We start from the raw sequence: 17,841 nt of genomic DNA, 5'->3' as shown, positions 1-17,841 counted from the left end.
ACAACCTGAGCCCGGTACAATACCGAGCTCAGGCCGCTTAAAATGATAGGACTTGTTAAAGTTTGTCTACTTGACAGGGGTAAGACCAGTCCCGTGTTGGCAGAAATGATGTACAAAGTCCTCTTCAGAACAAGCTAAGCTGCTCATGTTCACTAAGTCGTAATAAAGCAAACGGATCATGATCACGGAAGTAGGCTTGCCTAATCTCACGCTCTTTGGTCATGATTAGAACGTCGCCGCTTGTGGACTCACGCAAGCGACAGCTGTACACAATGGGGAAATAATCTCGGATAAATTTCCCTTCTGCATGCGCTGTCAGGGCGATCAACTGGAATCCCAGCTGGTCAGCAATGAAGAAGACCGGGTCGAGGACATGCTCGCTTGATGCCTTCCCAAAAGGATTATCGACAATAACTGTCCGATATCGCTTACCGTTCTGGGCAATGTGTTGGCGTTTTTCTGCGAGGTAGTTAAGAAGCCCCAAGAATAGAGTCATATTCTTGCTCCATTTTTCCCCACCGGACCACTTGTTCGATTCCTCCCAGGAGGAGAGTGCTCCGCTTACTTTCCCATCCTTGCTCACCTTGCGACACTTCACTCGAATGCTATCATTTCCCATGACGATGCCTAATAACGATTTGGACTGAAGCGAGGTGTAAATAAACTTCTTGATCTTTCCGAGGTCATCTTTCCCCTCTGGATCCTTAAATTCATCCCCATCCAAACGATGAAGCATCCAATCGACATGCTGGCGGAGAAGTTGTTTGCCTACCTCCTCTTTCCATTCAGGCACATGGAAGTTGTATACCTCTTTCCAACCGCTTTCTATTTTTACACTTGTCTTCTTTGGAATCATTTTCAGCTCAATGGCGATTCGCTGCAGATGAGTATGAACGATCGTGATAAAATCCTGCAACTCTTTGTCTCGTCCCTGTAGATTATCCTCGAGCACCCGTATACTCGTCGCAATCGTCCTGCTCATGTTACTTGCCCATTCCTCTACTTCAGCAAAGTCCTGTTTGTTCGCAATTCCGGCAATCGCTGTATCGCGTAATTTAATATTTTTGAAGCTTTCGCAGAAACGTTTGAATCGGTCTTTTTCAGCCGTTACTCTCTTGAATTCTCTTTCTGCTTGGAGGTGTTTTTCTTCCAGTTTCCTCAATCTATTCTGTGCGATCTCCATTCGCTGATAGGAGAAAGCGAGCAAATCTTCCTCTAGTAAAGGAACGTCCTGTACCTCAGACGCCAGAAACGAATAGCTTTCGTTCTTGATCTCAAGCTTATGGATGACTTCAGCCAGTTCCCTCGCCGCATGACGTGCCAGCTTTTCTTGCTCACGCAGGTAGTTTGTTCTGGACCGAGCAGCCTTCTCCTCTTGCTCCAGCAGTGTCCGAACATCTTCGAGATGTCCTTCAAACTCGTCGATTACTTCTTCAGGAAAAGCCTCCACAAAATTCTCTTTCATCAGGGCAAGACGACTGCTTTCACTCGCCGCTTCACTGTTTAGCTTTTCCACCATGTCTCTTTGTGCCGACACTTCTTTTTTGAGGAGCAGCAATTTCTCGACCAAACGCTGCAATTGCGCATCCCCATCCAAAGGAAAACGCGCTTCCTGATCAAGTGGTTGATTTGCCTTGGCTTGAACCAGTCCCATTGCGTTGTCGCTATCACTGATCTCCTTGCGAAAACGCTCAATTTGCCTTTCCAATTCCGCTCTGCTTGCTTGCTGTTCCCGTAATAGTCCCTCAAGCACCTCAAGCTCTGCTCGTAATCTCTCGAGGGAAAAGCGTGGGGGAAGCGGCGTATACTTTTGCACCTGCTGATAGAGCCAATCCCCGTGAAGTTTTGCCAGCTCTCCCTTCTTTTCCTCCAGCTCACTGCGGAGTTCCTCTTCTTGATCCTCTAGTGTACGGAGAGTTCTGACGAGTCCAGCATGGTTTCGCTGACGCAATTCAATTTCGCTTGCGAGCACGTCTCCTGCTTTCTTTGATTCCTCCCATTCCTTCTTCTGTTGCACGTATTCTTTTGCTTCCTGCAAGCGATAGCCCAGAAGCTGCTCCCGGCCGATTTCGTTTGACAATTTATCCTTATAGGAAGCCCATTCCTGTTCATACTTTTTGACTTGCTCTGTAATATGGGCAATCTCTTTGTGGAGAGAGTTTTCCTTCTCCACAAGTTCATCTCGTTGTTTCTTCCATTCTCTATAGACGTCCTGCGGATATTGGGAGTAAAAGCTCTGCACCTGGTAATTCAGCTGCAGCAGATGCTGGTACTCTCTCTCCTTGTTTTTACGAAGCTGGACCACTTCCTCCGCTTTCTTCCGCACTTCGAGTTTCCAGCTTTCAAACTGATCCTGATCCAGATTATCCCGCCAATGGCTGGGTATGATTTCCCTGAATCTGTAAGGGTACTCCTCGGGTGAATCCAGCCAGGTTCTCGCTTCCTGAACACTCACAACAAATACGGGATTGCGCAGTTGGTCTGCATGTTTTTTCACCCGTTGTACCACCTGATCAATTTCCGCTTCGGTCGTAATGAGCAATGCTGCCCAATAGGGAAAGCGACCGTACAGGATATCCAAGGAAATCTCTTTTTGCCGCACAATTTCCTGGATAAATTGTGTGCCTGTTTCAAGATAGTGAAAAGCATCTTTCCATCTGGCGACAAGCAAGGCCAGTTCAGGATCAGCCAGGAAAAAAGAGCTCTCCAGATAATCATCGCTCAGCCTCGTTGCCATTCGTTCCTGCTGCAATGCCTCTTCCTTCTCCCGCTCCAGAAGAGCCACCTTGTCTGCCAGCATTTGTTTCACTGTCTCTTGCTTGGTATACAGCGAATCGAGGTAGCCCAGGCGTGGAAAATGAAGCTTCACTTCTGCAAGCACTGTCTCCTGCTGCCTCTCCGCCTCCTGGCACTTCATGTTCCATTGACTACTTTGCTCCTGCAACTCTCGTACTTCCAGACGAGCCTTCTCCAGCTTCTCTGCCAGAATTTCTTTGTGCTTGTCGCACTCGCTAATATACTGCTGATAGAGTTGTTGATTGGCCAGCGCTCTGTCGATTTCCTCTTTCCATATCGGAATACACTCTTCCACACATTCCTGAAGCGGATTGTCCAGAATTTTTTTAGCGATTCGCTCCATCTGCTCAGCTGTTTGCTCAAGTCGATTTTGAACAGCCGCTTGTGCTTGTTTTTTCTCTTCGATTTGACTTCTTTCTTGTTCGATTTCCGCTTGTTTCTTCCTCTGTTGCGAACGTAAAGCTTCCAGTTGATTCCGTAAGTAGGTCTCATCCCGCTTCAGGACTTTTTCCGCATCTTCATACAAGCCGCGAATCTCTCTTTTTGTTCGCTCCACATCATCTATGATTTGGGCAATATCCTGCTCTTCATCCAACCCACAAAGCTGAGATTCTGCCAGCTCTTTTTTCTCTACTGCCTCTTGTTTTTTCAACTTGTATTTGGCATATTCCAGCGTATACTGCTGATGCTCCAACTCATCGTATTCCCGCTGTTTTTCATCCAGTTTTTCCTTTTCCCTCTGCCACTCCAACACGCAGCCCTGCAATACATTTTCTTGCACGGCAATTTCTCTCGAGGCCTTCTTACGCTTGATGATCCTCAGTGTTTCTTCTGTTTCAGTGAGTTGCTTCTCCAGTTTGTACAGTTCTTCTTGCGTGTCTTCCTGCTCTTTTTTGGCATGGTTGAAAAGTGCTTTTGTCCATTCTTTTTCCCGCTCAAACAGAGTCTTGGCTTTATCGTACTGTGCGTAGACTTGACTCAACTGCTGAATTTGGCCCTCCAACAGCTTGCTCTCTTGTATTTGCATACGGAGTTGCTTGCTTTGTTTAAATTGTTCTCGCTGCTTTTCAAAGATTTCTGCAAAAGCTTCGCCGTCATTTCCATTCATCGCCTCTTCCACTGTTGGGATCAGTAACTGGGAGACGAGCTGATCTGTAGTCTTGCAGTTATCAAAAAAGATTTCTACGCCGCCCTCAGCACCGTTAATGACGGCAATATTGCGCCATTCACTGGGAATTATTTGGAAATGAGTCTCCAAATGAGCATGGTATTCTTTCATCGTTCCAAACGTATGCGCATTCATATATTGGGAGCTCATGTACGAATAATATTCCTGCATTTCTCCCTTGTCTGCCGGTCGTTTTTTTCCGCTGATCCCTTCTTTTGCAAAAGGGAGATTTTCGATCGAATGCGGACTTCCCTCTTCGTACTCATGTACATAGCGATAAGAATCCAATTCATTGTTATGGAGAAACAGCGTGACAGCAGTCAACGCATAGCGACGTGGGGAATCACTAATGATCCATTCAATCGCGATATGGGCCGGTGTCCCTGCCAGTGATAGCGTTTCCCTGATCTTCCGGCCCGCCATATCTGTATGCGGCAAAATTGCCTGTAAGGCTGTCTGAATAAATACTGTTTTGCCACCTCCATTTTCTAGCAGAATGACAGCGTTATGGCCATCAAAAAGAAACAGTTCATCATTGTACCGCTTGCTACCGCCCTCGTAGATTACATTTGTAAAGCGAATTTTGGAGATGACGGGCATCAAGCTCCCTCCTTACGTCTTTCAAGGGAGGATATCAATTCCAGGATCCCCCTGTTGTATTCTGTGTCCATATAGTAGCGCTGCACAATTGTTTTCGCTTTTTCAGTGAGAGTGATCTCTTGATTTCCCAGATCGGAAACAAGCCCTTGCTGAATCAGAAAGTTTTGTACCAGAGATAAAAAACCCAACCTGCTGTTGGTTCGTCCATCCTGTTGCTTGGATGATTCCCGAAGGTCATCAATCGCGTCCCACTTCTCCACAAGCTGGCTCCAATTGTAGTCGTATTCCGCATCCAGAGCTTGCAAGTCCTCTGGATCATGTTCTTTCAGCGCCTGGATACGCGCATCAACACTTTCCAACCAGTTGCCCATCGTGATAAAATCACGCGTCATCTCATAGGAATGATAGCTATCGTAGAACTCCCCAAATAAAACAAGAATAGCCAAATACATCATGTAGAGATCGATGTTTTTTGCTTTTGCAGAAAGGAACTCCTTTTTCAAGGTGGCATTCTTTACATGAAAGGGAGAGGTAACCGCGATCGGTACAAGGTACAGCTTATCCCCTGCGGGAATAACCGTACAATCAACCTCTTGGGCAAACTGATCAACCAGACCTCTAATCATGTCATTCGCTATATACTGCCGCATACTTTCGGTATCTGCCTGACCGTCCCGGCTAAGTTGACTGTAGAGCCGGAAAGCAGCCAGCACTTGCTCGTTATCATACATCGTCGCTGCCCTCCCTCACAAAGATCATATTTTGGATTTCATAACGTTCCGTCAATCGCAATAGATTCGGCATCTCTGTCACTCTTATGAATTCATCAGTCTTAAGGAGTGCCAGGACTTCTTTGAGCAAGTGATTTTCCTCTTCCCCCTGAGATTTTTGAAGAGGAGATCGCTGATGCAATAGCAGCCAGAAATCATAGAATGAGCGATGTTGCAGCCATTGCTCATTGCCGTTCTCCCGGAGATACGCAGCGACCTCGGCGAGAGTAATCTCTCTCTTGTCCCCCATTATCGCTAGTATGCGTTTCATTAATTTTCCAAAATTTGTCTGTTGAACCACGTAATGCGCCTGATCCTGTTCGTTTGTGACATCCTCGAAATCCTCTTGTTCTTCCTCTTCTTGTGCGACGCCCACCCGCTGTTTTTCAAACACGGCCAAGGGTGACCAGCTGGAGGATTGCTCGAGCATCAGAAAAGGTTCCAACAATACTCTTGTCGCCCCAAGCGGCAAGGGCGTAGAGATAAGACGGGAAACAATCTCCTGATCAAAGTTAAAGGATTGCAGCGCTACATGATATAAAGACTCCTGAGCCGCCTGCAGAGCTGTTGTTTTTAGAGCAATGCTGTCCTTTAACAGATGGGTATGGGCAAAATGCACCTCTCCCAATTCACGATCAATCCGCAAAATATACTCGTATGCTCTCTGTTCCTTGCCGTCCTTTCGTTCGTATAAAAGACGCTCCTTGGTTTCATCTACAAACGCCTGCAGCTCCGTAAATTCCTCATGCTCTCTTGACAGGCGCAAATGAATGTCCTCAATCACTTGCTTGTACCGCAGATAGGTTTCTTCTGATACGATGCTTCGCTGCACCTCATGCTTTATTCGTATGATGCGTTCCTGGAGCGTCTCAACATCCACGCGCATCTCACTGATCTGACGGAGCGCCCCAACGAACTCTCCTTTTTCCAATTGTTTACGCAGTAGCAGTTGATTGATGGATAAATGAAATTCCCTGAAAAACTCTTTTGTGGCAAAAACGAGTTCCAGTCCGTGTTCATCCAGGGAGTAATATTGTTTGTTGGATGCAATATCTCCCCGTTCTGCTTTCAGGATGGAGAACTCCACTTTATCCATTTGACGTGTCTCCCAGTTATAGAATGTCCGGGAGTTACGCTTGCCGCTCGGGGGACGAAATGCCTCAATAATCGTTCTAGCTACTTTCTCAAAGCCTTCAACGTCGAGGTCGATCTCGCCTTCGTTCATCTGTTGTAGATAGCTGGCCAGTTCTTGTACGCCTGTCTTTTTGTTGCGGATCAACATATTCTCAAAAAAGAAAAGAAGGGTAAGCATCCCGAGTCCAAAGTAATCAATAGGCCGATCTTGACGATCTTTTTCTCGTTTTGCCTCTAATTTATGAAGAGGATCAAACAAGGCAAGACGTTGGATTCGCTCCTTGTACCCTTCCAGCATCCCTGTAAGTCGGTCATAGTCCAACGTTCTGATCCTCCCTTTTCTTTACGTAACCAAAGGACTGTTTCATGACGTCTCGTAATATCTCTGCTTCAAGCGCTTCTTGCGGAAGGTATTTGCCTTCTCGCAGGAGATTCTGGATACGTTGTCCTTCCTCATCTGAAAAGAATGTGACGAAACGCCTTACAGCTTCCTCCCTGACGATTTGTGTCTCTTTACCTGTGGATGGGTTTTGTTTTAGTAAACCTAGGTATACGTCAACTGCTGGGACAGCCCTGTATTTCTCAAATAGCGCATGCCAGATGGCTATTCCTTCGTGGTCCAGGTCACCAAAATACTCAAAACGGCTCTGAACCTCTGGACCTAAGCCCAGTTGGTCAGGTAAGTTCTCGAGGCCGGAAACCACCTTCCAGCCCGCTCCGTAGATCAAGGTGGCATAAGGCAGAGATGGGAGGATTGGCTGAATGGCGTAGAACGTGGTCTTATTCTCTACGATCAGATGTTGGTAAACGTTCTGGCTTTCCCGGAATTGCATAACATTCATTGCTAGCATCAGCGGGTCTGGCAGTGCCGTTATTCTTAGCAGATCCCATATCCCAATCGTCTCCAGGAGCTTCCTCCCGCCTTTTTCATCTATCCACTTTTCGTCCCCAACAAGGTGAAAGGATCGTTCAGCTGCAGTCGCCTCCTCTTGTGGAACGCCATGACGAGTGAGGTAATTGTTTATGCTTTCGATGTAAGGTAGATCCTTGTTCCATCTGGTTTCGGATAACGAAAAATAAGTATCCAACTTGATCGAAGGGTGAAAACGCAATTGTGCAGCTTGTATTTCTCGCTTCAGGGATTGAGCGATGATGGATTTCCGGATGCGGTAGGTAAGAGGCAGCGGAGGATTTTTTCCATTGGTTCCGTGTTTGCTTACAGGTTTCAAGACTTGGTTATCTAGTAGCATTTGGATGGTCGTTTGAAAAGAGGTGTAGGTCATGTCGGGATCAGCCAAGGCTTCGAGCTGACCCAGGGATATTTTGCTATTTTTAAAGGTCTGAAGATGTCGAAATATCTTTTCATACATAAAATCACCCCTCCCACATTATACGAAAATGCTAGAGTGATAGGGAGGGGTGCTGTAACTTTTGAACGTTATGTGTCTGGCAAAATATAAGTGTCGAATTTGGCAATGTAAAAATGCCGATTCGATGAGAATGCCATCGTCGTCATCGGGTGATGGAGCCCTATATCGATAAGGTAGACGCATGGCTTCAGGAGGATCAGACGCGTCCACGGAAACAGCGGCATACAGCTAAGCGGATGTTTGAACGGCTCGTCGCCGAACACGGATTTATTGGCAGCGACCGTACGGTTCGGCACTACGTGGCCAAACGTCGTCAGGAACTTAATCAGCAAGATAGGAAGATCTGGACAGTTGGTTTTCGGAAACAACAAACTTTTCTTTGTGGCCGTAGTATTTTCGTTTCCTGCGAATGCGAGCCTGGATTCCCATTTCCTTCATGAGTCGATACACACGCTTTTGCTCAATGTGTATGTGGGATCTTTGGGCAAGCTGCGGATTATGCTGCCGTTTTCCCACTTGTAATAACCACTTCGTGACACGCCTGCTATCGAGCACAGCAAAGAAAGAGGATAATGTCCCGCCAATTCCTGTATGATCGTAAAAGCTTTGGTTTTCTCTTTTTGATTCTTCACATTCATTCTCTGCTCGTAATCGTTTATTTTCCTCTTCCACGCTTAATTTTTCACAGATTGAATTTCCCCTGAAGGTATTCCACTGTCTATTATAAGAGGGGCGCTTCAGGACAACTCCTAGAGACGTTCCGGAAAGATTTTGAAAAGCATAAGGACGTGTCTGGACTGATCGTTCACAGCGACCAGGGTTGCCAATACACGTACTATGCTTACCATGACATGCTGCTGAAGGTTGGCGCCCGCATTAGCATGTCCCTAGAGGCAATTGTTTAGACAATGCCTCAATGGAGAGTTTCTCCTCCTCACACATAAGAGTCGAAACTCTCTATCCTTAAGTTACACGAAGCTTGAGAGAGGCACAAAGGCGAATTGAACAGATTATATTAAACAAGCTGACGCCAGCTGAATATAGGCGCCAGCTCATGGCCTAACTAACGGCCGGGCGTTTTCTTAGTGTCTACAATATGGGGTCTTGACCACTAAGGGTGGGTCATTTTCTTTCCGGCGAACCTGGGTCAATTATATCCCGGCGGTGACAATTGCCATAATTTCATCATCTGTGGCATCAAAATACGTAGCAATATGCCACTTGGGATGATCAGGAGATGCCCTCGCTGCACAGGGTACTTGTCAATAATGACGGCTGCTTATTCGTTTTCTAGCACGACGGACAGATCTTCAGATTTGCAAAAGGGACAAAAATCTTATTCACTTGAGTCATGATCAACACCAAGATTCTCCTAACAGAATTTAACTGTCCGCTCCTTTTAAAAGTTCTTCAATTGTTGGTAGATCCGCAGGGGCCCAATGGAGAGACTTGAGCTCATTAAGGGCTACCCATCTTAGTTCTGCATGTTCACTTGCTTTGGGTTCACCATTAACGATTTGAGCGAAATAGGTAATTAATCTAACTCTAACTGTTGGGTAATCATAAACCGAGTCACTTATGAGTTCTCCAACTTCAATATCACATCCTAGTTCTTCCTTTATCTCACGAACAAGGGATTCTTGTGGCAACTCATTCTTCTCGATTTTCCCTCCAGGAAACTCCCACATACCAGGTAAAGACATATTTTGAGAGCGAAGGGCACATAATATTTTTTGATCTTCATTTACAATGACAGCTCCTACTACATCCACTTGCTTCATACAATCCTCCTTAATCATCGGACAAAGTCGAGATACAAGTCATCCGGCAAACTACTTTGCAACCTCCAGGTGATATTCATCGGCTTATCCCCAACGCTACTTACGTAGTCCAACTCGCCAACATACGTAAATGGAAGTGTCTTTCCATGCATTTGATCGAACTTGCGCACGAATAGATGAATATGCAAACCTCGTTCTTTATGATGAATATAGTCTTGTCCTCTCTCTGAAGTGTGAGACGTTTGATTTGCACTCTGCCAATGAAAATGGTTTTTGTCAATAAAATAATCGTGGTAATTTAAGTGTTCAGCTGTATTTTCGTCTTTCTTTAAAGTGACAAAGAATAAATAGTGATTATTTACGCGGCTTATGCCTTCACGCCAGGAGCCTTCTTTTGCGTTAGATTGAAACAGATATATCAGTTCATTTCTTGTGTAGTTTTGATAAAGTTGGACCTTCTGATTCCCCTTAAAGAAGGAAGTTGGATTATACGTTCTTCTAAATTCAACTATTCCATACTCTATTCTTGCTTGCAGGTACTGGTGGAATGCGGCCTGATTCCAAGTTTTTCTAAATTCCTCATCGAAAATGAAGGTATTACCCGTACATGTACCAAATGCCCATTCTTGTTTCTTATAAGGTGCAGCAAGTCGTTCCATTGCTCGAATGATGTAACTCTGGTGATGTTCGATATCTAATTCTATCCCAAATTTTGCAGATAAATATAAGATGACATCCGTTACCGATACTTGAGTAAGTTGATTCGCTAATGAAATTACCGCAAATTCGTAAGGCCACTTGATCGGAAGGGATTGTTCTAATCGTTGTACGATCTGAAGTAGATAGGGAGTATCTAATATTTTTCCATCGAAAAGATTGGTATCATTCATCTTCTTCTTTGTCTCGACCCAAGAACCGTATTTTTGGATAAAGTAATTCAGACTCGGAGCAGACGAAGAATATAGAAAATCTTCAATCTCTGGGGAATATCCCAATTCTCTGCGAAATTCTGCATACAATCCCGACAACATTTGATTGTCATCCATGCGAATTTGCTTAATTTTATCTAAAATTTTCTGTCTTGATATTTCTTCCAACTCAACATAACATCCGTCGGGAAGATTCGCAAATTCTGTTTCTACAATGACTCTCAAGGCATCTCTGTCAAATGCCTTGTGATTTGTTTGTCCAGACAGAGCAAGTGGTACAATAAATGACCGCTGATAGTTCCCAATGAAGTCCAGTATTGTTACAAACTCTTTTTCTTTTGATTTACGTAGACCACGTCCTAATTGTTGAAAAAATATTGTTGCTGATTCAGTTGGTCTTAAAAAAAGAACGAGATTTAGTGAAGGTATGTCAATTCCTTCATTAAAGATATTTACCGTAAAGATGAATTCCAACGGATCATTCTCATCTTCTAACCGGTCAATGGTTTGTCTACGTATGTAGGGATCATCTGCACCTGTCAAGCACGCAGATTGATAACCCCTGCGATTAAATTCCTCTGCCATGAACATTGCATGGTCAACAGATGCACAGAATCCGAGTGCTCTTCTTTGCTTCCCGTCATAACCGAACTTTTCAATCATTTCTATGATGTAGTCAACGCGCTCATTTGATTTTAGTGCTTTAACAAGTGCTTCCTCATCAATGTAACCATTTTGTTGGGCAATTTGCTCATAATCAACCGTGTCACCCAAACCAAAATAGTGGAACGGAGCTAGCAGCCCAGCTTCCAGTGCTTGATGTAGTCTAACCTCATACACTACATTATGGTCACATAAGGCTAATACATCACGACCATCCATCCGTTCTGGAGTTGCTGTTACTCCAAGTAGAAATTTTGGTTGAAAATAATCTAATATTCTACGGTATGTTTCCGCTTCAGCGTGATGAAATTCATCGACAACAATATAATCAAAATGTGATGAAGTGAATCTGCTTAAAGATTCTTCCCGATGTAACGTTTGTACAGTTGAAAAGATAAATGGTTTATCCCATTCCTTTATTGTCCCCGTAACTTTTCCCATTATCTCTCCAGAGCCAAAAACAGAAATAAACGTTTGTTTTGCGTTTTCGAGTAATTCATCTCTATGGGCTATGAACAGTACTTTTTGCGCATTCATTTGCTTCACGTCAAAAGCGGTAAGGTATGTTTTGCCTGTTCCCGTTGCAGCAATTACTATGCCTTTTTTGTTCCCTCTTTCACGTGTTTCTTTTAGGGCTAAAAGGGCCTGCTGTTGCATAGAATTTGGCTTTATGTAGTCGGTTCTCTTCTGCTCAGTATTATAAGTTACAGATGACTCTGCCACCTTAAAAACTTTAGGCTGATTTAGATATGTATTTTTATTATTCGATCCTTGATATTGCATTAATTCATTTTCATATTCATCTATCAATTCAGCGGTCAATGGCACTGCTCTTCCGTCATTCCAAAGTTCTAAGAATAGTTGAGCAGCATTTTTATAAATCGGGATAAGAGGTGCATCAGGTAGTTTTACATTCCATTCATAGCCATGTTGGATAGCAGAATATGATAAATTGGAAGAACCTATAATGACAGTATTCATATTAGATAGCCGACTAAACAAATAAGCCTTTGTATGGAACGATGTATTACCGGCATTAAAGACTTTCACTTGAACATTACTGAAATCTAGCAATCTTCGTAATGCTTTTGGCTCAGTTATGTTCATATATGTAGATGTAAGTATGCGTACCTCTTTATTTTTCTTTTGCAATTCATCAAATGATCTTAGGAGAAGTTGTAAGCCAGACCATCGAATAAAACTCACCATAAAGTCAACATGATCCGCAGTGAATAATTCAGTCCTAAGTACCTTAAAAAAGTTCTGTCCTTTTTTATTCTGATTTGTAACCAGATAGGGTTTGCTGAAAAATAATTCGGGATAGATCAGTGGAATTAACTCATTATCAAATCGATAATGAATGCTAGTTAATGGTCGTGATAATACATTTACTTCGTCTTTTATTTGTTTTTCTATGTTAAAGACTAATTGTATCATTTCCTCATATCGTTCTTTTTTCGATAACTCTTTAAGAGCTGACCCTACAATCTCAGTTATATAATGAGTAAGTACATATGAATATTCATTTGGAGATATTGGATACCGTTTATTATTTTCTGGGTATAGTACATTGAGTAACTGTAACTCCTCGTGTAGTCCTTTTTTGTTGACCATTTCGTACTTATTCTCCCTTTTTGAGCCATAAAAATCACTAAGAACAGTTTACAATAATTACACAAAAAAAGTTATCAGCTATTTCGCTTATTGAACAGTAAGGAATAGAAGATTAATTGGATTTTTTGGTCCGGAACTGGTAGTTACGGCATAAAGAGATACACTTGAACTACCATAGGCTATGACGTTCAAAAGTGCTGCTTATTACTGGTCTTGATACCAGTGGTGCGCATACTTTTGGACGCCAATTTTTCATTTCAAAGCGAACGGAGGGAGGGCTGTTCTTCGTTACATCTTCTCATGGTAGTTATTTAACCTACCTCGATTTTCTTTGATTAACCAGTCGTTTCTCACCGAAAACGTGGCAGCCCATTTTGATACTCCTAAGGTATTCAAAAAAGAAGTTTAAGTGTGGGATACCAATTAGGCTCGAAAGTTTTTAGAGGTGGCAAATCAAAGACGGTATTACATGATTTTTTTGCTTAGTAACGACCGGGATACGAAAGGTGGGAAATTCTTCACACCAGTGAAAATAATATACCTAACGGTATGGTACTTGAAAAAGTGGATGAATACATCCATTATTACAACAATGAACGTATTCAGGGAAAATTAAATACCTGTCACCCCAGGAGTACAGGCGACAGGTAATCTAGGTGTTTTTTCTTCAGACCATTCGGTTAATCCAAGGGTATTTTCCAATGTCTACTATAAGGGGTGATCTTCAGAGTCTATGCATACTCCTTATCTGTGTAGCAAAAAGATTGTGGGGGAATAAATGTTTTGTCTACCATCTTGGGATCGATCGGAGTTTCGTACCTAATCACTTCCCCTATTTTTATTGCGTACGCTTGTTCTTTGTTGCTAAAGTACTCCTTAAAGAAATCATAAGATATACCTGCGTACTGTGAAGTTTGTTGCCAAATGCTCTCCAAGTCATCATGCAAGACATCCTCGATCTGAAACTCCCCGACAATCTTGCCTTCAGGCATCGTCGAGTAAATTATCACCGTGTCAATGTCTTTTTTAAAGATTACTTTCCGAAACTCATACTTCTTTTCTTCACTGAAAATTTTCTCTACAAACTCAGGCTTTATTGATAACAAGACCTTCATATACATCACCTTTTTGCTGAATCAGTTCAAACTGTGTGTCGGTTAGTGGCAAGAAGCCCCAATACGTATTTTCTTCTAAACCAATCTCAGTTATTAATCTATCCCTTGTCAGTCTCTTTCTCAATGCAACATTATACGTCATTTTAATAACATAGAGATTGTTAAACTGGGAATAAAACTGTAATAATTCAGCTTCGGAGAAAACACTGTACGTACTACAGTATTTCAAATATGCTTGTACATTAGCGAATTCACGTTTGCTTTTCACTTCTTCTACAACGCATATTGAAGTGGCTACAGATCTATACCGAGCTCGTCCTGGAATGTCTGACGTTCTATAAATTACTAAAGTGTCACCTTGCTTCAGCATCGCAACCCCGTTCATTTTACATATGTATACCTTGTGTATGCTGTTCGTATGGGACACATCCTCAATTACATTGAAGCTCTCAGTTTTTAATATCGAGTCAGGGAATAGTCGTGTATGAAAATCCGGATATATCGATAACAGATACTTACTTAACCCTTTTGCATTTACCATAGGATAATCCATTACTATATGACCTGTGAGCTGGCTAAAAGACTTTTTTAAGACTAGCTCTTCTTTACCTGGGATTCCTTTCTTTCCGTGCTCCAAGAAGCCATATTTCTTAAAAAGATTGACCAAGGCAGCATGTTTCGGAAAAACGGTCACATATAGTTCATCCAGCCCATGACTCACCGCATAATCAAATGCTTTTTTAATGAACCTTTCACCCAATCTAGTACCGTGAGGATTGATCTTCATGGTTCCGATCTTTACCCTTGTTTTACTGTCCAAAGGAGGGACTATATCAGTTACGGGACCCTCTTCCTTTTTCAAATATAAGAACGCTTCTAGGAATCCTTGATCATTTTCATAAACATACGCCTGCTCACTTGCTTTTTTGACAAACCATACTTCAAAGCCGGGGTAATCGGCTTTTAGAGAATCAAAAAATGGATCATTCAGATTAATTTCTTGAAACTTTTTCAGTTGAATAAAACCACTCATGTAATTTACCCCCAATCCTAACTCATTTTTTCGACAAGTGGAACAAATCCCCTTTTTTAGATTGGGATTTATGTCCGACTTCTGGGAAGAATTTATGCAGGAATTTATACAAAATCGAGGCTGGAAAACTTTATTACGCTACATCTCAATCAAAAAGGGAACAGGTCCTTAGTGGGAAGGCGATGGAACATGTTTCTGTCTTAGACCACCCAAACACTATATACTAGGGCTGCCCGCTTCCCAAGATGACCGGCAGCGCATTCTGGACATGCTCCGGCTTATGTTCTCCAACCACAAGGAGTAACCATGAAGGAGGCACTATATGAAATTGGTCGAAGCAAAACAACAGCTCGTTCAATTGCAGCATTTCGTCCAGCTTGTGGAATCTTACAAAGTAACGTCCTTTGAGACCGCAGTAATCTACGAATACGCAATTGAGGGGAACGTCACCGCAGTTGCAAAGAAGCTAAACGAGCAAGGTCATCACATAGACGGAAGGAAGATAACGAGCTCGGACGTTTCCGCCGTCTTGAAACAAAAACCGATCGATGAGTTGCACAAGATCATATCAAATTTCTTTAAGAACAACAAAAAACAAGTGCAAAAGCTCACTTAACTAAAGGGAGGTACTACATGGCAAGTATCCAAAAGCGCGGTGAAAATCCTGGCTTCTCGTCTAAGCAGGCTACGACGCTAACGGCAAGCGAATTAAGCGTACAAAGACTGTGAAATGCAAAACAAAACGGGAAGCAGAGAAGGAACTGGCCAAGTTCGTTACCGAAGTCGAAGCAGGGGAGTATATCGCTCCAGAGAAGATGACCTTTGCAGCCTTTGCGGGGGAATGGCGAGAGAAATACGCGAAACGCGAGTTAAGTGCCAAGACATTGGAAAACTATGACATTCAAATAAACAAACGACTGCTCCCGGAATTTGGTCACTTGCGGCTCGATCAAATCAAGCCATTACATATCGTCTCGTTTCTGGAGAACTTACAGCAAGACGGTGGACGCAAAGACGGAAAAGAGGGCAAATTGTCATCCGGGATGATCGAATACATTCACCGGGTATTAAAAAACGTATTCAACAGGGCAGTTGACTGGAAGGTTATCAAAACACGTCCAATGGAAGGGTTGAAGAAGCCGAAAGTCGAACAAGCCGAAATGTCTGTATGCGATGAAGAAGAAGTGCAGCAACTGTTTTTAGCTTTAGAGAAAGAAAAACTAATGCGGCGAGTCATGATTACGTTGGCACTGACAACGGGATTACGTCGCGGTGAGGCTCCTGGGTTTGGAATGGAAGCATATAGACCTTGAAGCTGGAACGATCGATGTAAGACAGTCATTAACATTTGTTAAAGGAATCAGGTACCAGATTATAGAGCCGAAGACAAAGAACTCGGTGCGTAAAGTTGCAATGCCTCCCTCGGTAATACCGGAAGAAAAAGCATTAAAAGTACAATCCGTGAAAGACCGCATGCAGTCCGGTGAGTTATGGGAAGGCGGAGAACACTTTTTTGTGTTCTCGTCTTACAACGGCAAACCGCTTTATCCATCCAGCGTTAAAACGTGGTGGAGCCGATTCATTAAGCGTAATGCCCTCCGATATATCCGCTTCCACGATCTGCGACACACGTCAGCAACCTTGCTGATTAACAAAGGTGTTCATGCAAAGATCATTTGGGAACGTCTTGGGCATGCCAATATCCTGACCACGATGAACATTTACGGCCACGCCCTCCGATCTGCCGACCAGGAAGCGGCAAAGCATTTCGATTCTCTTTTTGAGACACCTTTAAAAAACAAAAAAGCTTAAACGCAGCAAATGGCAGACCCGAACATTATTTTAGTTCAGGCTGCCATTTTACTAATTATCCTGTAGTTGTTTGATTACTTCTCTTCTTGCCTTTCCTTTCACAATTCTCTTAACCTTTTCGACAGCTTCATAGAATTTTTGCTTACTTCTTACTTTAAAGCCACATCCAACACAATACCAAATATATTTCCCCCACAATGGAGTGCCCCAGAAATCACTTTTTTCATAAAGTTCGGTATCACAATGTGGGCAAAGTGGTGGTGATTGGACGTCGATTTTACTTAAGCTGCTTTCAAGTGTTTCTTCTGAAAATCCTCTATTGTAATAAGGATTCGAGACAAACCTAACTCTCCAACGTACTCCGAAAAATTCTTCATAACCTAAGTCAGTCCATGTCCTTACGGATCTTACAACAGCAAACATAGGCAAACTAGAATTTTCCTCTTCGAGAGATTTAACCCGCTTGTTAATAAGCCAAGAAATACCGACCAAAGCCAATAAGAAAGCAGAAATCATCCATGCCCACATTGGAATTACCCATTTTCCGTTTTGTAAGTATGCAATCGTAGCTGCGACTGGAGGCAATGCAACTATTATCGGGAGAAAAATTTTTGCAAGTAACCCTGTAGCTATACTTGACAATATTTTTATGCCCCAGTCTTTCATTTGTGCCTCCTAAATGAGATTTTTGGTCAACAATCCGTCAACAACAATCTGAAAAGCACCCTGTATTATTGAAATTCTAGGTGCCTGTTACATCAAAAAAAGCCTTGATTATCAAGGCTTTTGACGTTTCTGTTATGGTGATCCGGACTGGGTTCGAACCAGCGACCCCCACCCTGTCAACAATGCTTAAATCAAATGTTGTCGTATCAAGGGCTGGGCTTTACGTAGATATATCAAACCACTAACTTTCAAAATCAATTTAAGTAAATATACAGTGGTCGCTTTAGACAGTCAAGTGGTCTGATGGAAAAAATGTTATTGTTCTGTGATATTGTCACTGTGTAACTGTTCTATGAAAATGTCACCATGGGACAGGAGATAATCACATTG

Annotated in this window: 14 protein-coding genes and 2 pseudogenes; 6 read left to right on the top strand and 10 right to left on the bottom strand. The window is 42.9% G+C overall.

The features are described from left to right. Nucleotides 1-124: 124 nt before the first annotated feature. The 4 genes from ACE99V_RS12595 to ACE99V_RS12580 are packed head-to-tail and all read right to left on the bottom strand — an operon-like array spanning nucleotide 125 to nucleotide 7,838. Complete coding sequence (locus ACE99V_RS12595; protein WP_400491437.1) at nucleotides 125-4,564, bottom strand: coiled-coil domain-containing protein; 4,440 nt, start codon at nucleotides 4,562-4,564, stop codon at nucleotides 125-127. After that, nucleotides 4,564-5,295 (bottom strand): DUF6063 family protein, encoded by a 732-nt coding sequence (locus ACE99V_RS12590; RefSeq protein WP_400491436.1) that lies wholly within the window; start codon nucleotides 5,293-5,295, stop codon nucleotides 4,564-4,566. Before ACE99V_RS12590 ends, ACE99V_RS12595 begins: the two co-directional genes overlap by 1 nt. Then, nucleotides 5,288-6,727 (bottom strand): replicative DNA helicase, encoded by a 1,440-nt coding sequence (locus tag ACE99V_RS12585; RefSeq protein ID WP_400491435.1) that lies wholly within the window; start codon nucleotides 6,725-6,727, stop codon nucleotides 5,288-5,290. The genes ACE99V_RS12590 and ACE99V_RS12585 overlap by 8 nt, the downstream gene beginning before the upstream one ends. Nucleotides 6,728-6,779: 52 nt before the next feature. Continuing rightward, nucleotides 6,780-7,838 (bottom strand): Wadjet anti-phage system protein JetD domain-containing protein, encoded by a 1,059-nt coding sequence (locus ACE99V_RS12580; protein WP_400491434.1) that lies wholly within the window; start codon nucleotides 7,836-7,838, stop codon nucleotides 6,780-6,782. Between the two features lie 152 nt (nucleotides 7,839-7,990). Here ACE99V_RS12580 and ACE99V_RS20490 point away from each other — a divergent pair, with 152 nt between their 5' ends. Then, entirely contained in the window at nucleotides 7,991-8,278 is a 288-nt protein-coding gene (locus ACE99V_RS20490) for a hypothetical protein (protein ID WP_491624843.1), read from the top strand. On the opposite strand, the gene ACE99V_RS12575 is transcribed toward ACE99V_RS20490, so the two are convergent. Continuing rightward, nucleotides 8,160-8,510: a helix-turn-helix domain-containing protein gene (locus ACE99V_RS12575; protein WP_400491433.1), complete on the bottom strand. Its 351-nt coding sequence runs from the start codon at nucleotides 8,508-8,510 to the stop codon at nucleotides 8,160-8,162. The two genes, ACE99V_RS20490 and ACE99V_RS12575, sit on opposite strands and share 119 nt — an antisense overlap. A 122-nt stretch (nucleotides 8,511-8,632) precedes the next feature. Here ACE99V_RS12575 and ACE99V_RS12570 point away from each other — a divergent pair. Beyond that, a pseudogene (locus tag ACE99V_RS12570) lies at nucleotides 8,633-8,766 on the top strand (IS3 family transposase); the annotation flags it as partial. Nucleotides 8,767-9,220: 454 nt separating this feature from the next. Here the strand turns inward: ACE99V_RS12570 and ACE99V_RS12565 are convergent. Both ACE99V_RS12565 and ACE99V_RS12560 read right to left on the bottom strand, forming a co-directional pair. Next, on the bottom strand, nucleotides 9,221-9,619 hold the full coding sequence (locus ACE99V_RS12565; protein WP_400491432.1) for a (deoxy)nucleoside triphosphate pyrophosphohydrolase: 399 nt from the start codon (nucleotides 9,617-9,619) through the stop codon (nucleotides 9,221-9,223). Nucleotides 9,620-9,633: 14 nt separating this feature from the next. Continuing rightward, a complete protein-coding gene (locus ACE99V_RS12560; protein WP_400491431.1) occupies nucleotides 9,634-12,825 on the bottom strand; it encodes a DUF3427 domain-containing protein in 3,192 nt (1,063 codons plus the stop codon). Between the two features lie 555 nt (nucleotides 12,826-13,380). Here ACE99V_RS12560 and ACE99V_RS12555 point away from each other — a divergent pair. Beyond that, nucleotides 13,381-13,481 (top strand): annotated as a pseudogene (locus tag ACE99V_RS12555) (IS3 family transposase); the annotation flags it as partial. A gap of 75 nt (nucleotides 13,482-13,556) precedes the next feature. On the opposite strand, the gene ACE99V_RS12550 reads toward ACE99V_RS12555, so the two are convergent. Then, on the bottom strand, nucleotides 13,557-13,940 hold the full coding sequence (locus tag ACE99V_RS12550) for an ASCH domain-containing protein (protein WP_400491430.1): 384 nt from the start codon (nucleotides 13,938-13,940) through the stop codon (nucleotides 13,557-13,559). Then, a complete protein-coding gene (locus ACE99V_RS12545) occupies nucleotides 13,912-14,973 on the bottom strand; it encodes an N-acetyltransferase (RefSeq protein WP_400491429.1) in 1,062 nt (353 codons plus the stop codon). Before ACE99V_RS12545 ends, ACE99V_RS12550 begins: the two co-directional genes overlap by 29 nt. A 322-nt stretch (nucleotides 14,974-15,295) precedes the next feature. Here ACE99V_RS12545 and ACE99V_RS12540 point away from each other — a divergent pair, with 322 nt between their 5' ends. The 3 genes from ACE99V_RS12540 (at nucleotide 15,296) to ACE99V_RS12530 (ending at nucleotide 16,785) form a co-directional block, all read left to right on the top strand. Then, the gene (locus ACE99V_RS12540) at nucleotides 15,296-15,589 is read left to right on the top strand and encodes a hypothetical protein (protein WP_400491428.1); all 294 of its coding nucleotides are present in this window, start codon (nucleotides 15,296-15,298) and stop codon (nucleotides 15,587-15,589) included. 109 nt (nucleotides 15,590-15,698) lie between these two features. Further along, nucleotides 15,699-16,286, top strand: a complete 588-nt coding sequence (locus tag ACE99V_RS12535) for a site-specific integrase (protein WP_400491427.1) — start codon at nucleotides 15,699-15,701, stop codon at nucleotides 16,284-16,286. Continuing rightward, nucleotides 16,261-16,785, top strand: coding sequence for a site-specific integrase (locus ACE99V_RS12530; RefSeq protein WP_400491426.1), 525 nt, complete (start codon nucleotides 16,261-16,263; stop codon nucleotides 16,783-16,785). Before ACE99V_RS12535 ends, ACE99V_RS12530 begins: the two co-directional genes overlap by 26 nt. A gap of 51 nt (nucleotides 16,786-16,836) precedes the next feature. On the opposite strand, the gene ACE99V_RS12525 is transcribed toward ACE99V_RS12530, so the two are convergent. After that, complete coding sequence (locus ACE99V_RS12525) at nucleotides 16,837-17,451, bottom strand: hypothetical protein (RefSeq protein WP_400491425.1); 615 nt, start codon at nucleotides 17,449-17,451, stop codon at nucleotides 16,837-16,839. Nucleotides 17,452-17,841: the final 390 nt, after the last annotated feature.

This window comes from Brevibacillus soli, from assembly GCF_044759095.2.
Taxonomy (GTDB): Bacteria; Bacillota; Bacilli; order Brevibacillales; family Brevibacillaceae; genus JBIYSM02.
This window is presented reverse-complemented; position numbering and strand designations above follow the sequence as displayed.

Excerpts from the sequence above, each read along its gene's own strand:
- ACE99V_RS12590 (WP_400491436.1), bottom strand. The coding sequence starts at position 5,295 with ATGTATGATAACGAGCAAGTGCTGGCTGCTTTCCGGCTCTACAGTCAA.
- ACE99V_RS12560 (WP_400491431.1), bottom strand. The coding sequence starts at position 12,825 with ATGGTCAACAAAAAAGGACTACACGAGGAGTTACAGTTACTCAATGTA.
- ACE99V_RS12540 (WP_400491428.1), top strand. The coding sequence starts at position 15,296 with ATGAAATTGGTCGAAGCAAAACAACAGCTCGTTCAATTGCAGCATTTC.
- ACE99V_RS12545 (WP_400491429.1), bottom strand. The coding sequence starts at position 14,973 with ATGAGTGGTTTTATTCAACTGAAAAAGTTTCAAGAAATTAATCTGAAT.
- ACE99V_RS12565 (WP_400491432.1), bottom strand. The coding sequence starts at position 9,619 with ATGAAGCAAGTGGATGTAGTAGGAGCTGTCATTGTAAATGAAGATCAA.
- ACE99V_RS12550 (WP_400491430.1), bottom strand. The coding sequence starts at position 13,940 with ATGAAGGTCTTGTTATCAATAAAGCCTGAGTTTGTAGAGAAAATTTTC.
- ACE99V_RS20490 (WP_491624843.1), top strand. The coding sequence starts at position 7,991 with ATGGAGCCCTATATCGATAAGGTAGACGCATGGCTTCAGGAGGATCAG.
- ACE99V_RS12580 (WP_400491434.1), bottom strand. The coding sequence starts at position 7,838 with ATGTATGAAAAGATATTTCGACATCTTCAGACCTTTAAAAATAGCAAA.
- ACE99V_RS12595 (WP_400491437.1), bottom strand. The coding sequence starts at position 4,564 with ATGCCCGTCATCTCCAAAATTCGCTTTACAAATGTAATCTACGAGGGC.
- ACE99V_RS12525 (WP_400491425.1), bottom strand. The coding sequence starts at position 17,451 with ATGAAAGACTGGGGCATAAAAATATTGTCAAGTATAGCTACAGGGTTA.